Origin of the sequence: Blautia sp. Sow4_E7, from assembly GCF_052116245.1 — a bacterium.
In the GTDB taxonomy this organism is placed as follows: Bacteria; Bacillota; Clostridia; order Lachnospirales; family Lachnospiraceae; genus Blautia_A.
This window is the reverse complement of the sequence record NZ_JBQKLL010000147.1, coordinates 1-465: the sequence shown is the minus strand read 5'-3', so window position 1 is coordinate 465 and position 465 is coordinate 1. Positions and strand designations below refer to the sequence as shown.

Here is a 465-nt window from a genome sequence, read left to right as displayed (position 1 = left end):
TTTAGCCTTAGGGGGTGGTCCCCCTGACTTCCCACAAGGTTTCTCGTGTCTCGTGGTACTCTGGATCCTGCTCAGTCTCATCAGCTTTCACGTACGGGGCTTTCACCCTCTCTGGCCGGCTTTCCCAAAACCGTTCTGTTAGCTTCCAAGAATCATTAATGCAGTCCGTAACCCCGGAATGCACGCATTCCGGTTTAGGCTCTTCCGCGTTCGCTCGCCGCTACTTGCAGAATCGAGTTTTCTTTCTTTTCCTCCGGGTACTTAGATGTTTCAGTTCCCCGGGTTCCCTTCCATACGTTATGGATTGGCGTATGGATGACGGAGGTGTGCTCCGCCGGGTTTCCCCATTCAGAGATCTCCGGATCAAAGGATATTTGCTCCTCCCCGAAGCTTATCGCAGCTTATCACGTCTTTCTTCGGCTCTTAGTGCCAAGGCATCCGCCCTGTGCCCTTATTGCTTGACCT

Annotated in this window: 1 rRNA gene; it reads right to left on the bottom strand. The window is 52.9% G+C overall.

Annotated elements, in window-relative coordinates:
* A 23S ribosomal RNA gene (locus ACTQ50_RS19790) occupies positions 1-464 on the bottom strand; the annotation flags it as partial.
* Position 465: the final 1 nt, after the last annotated feature.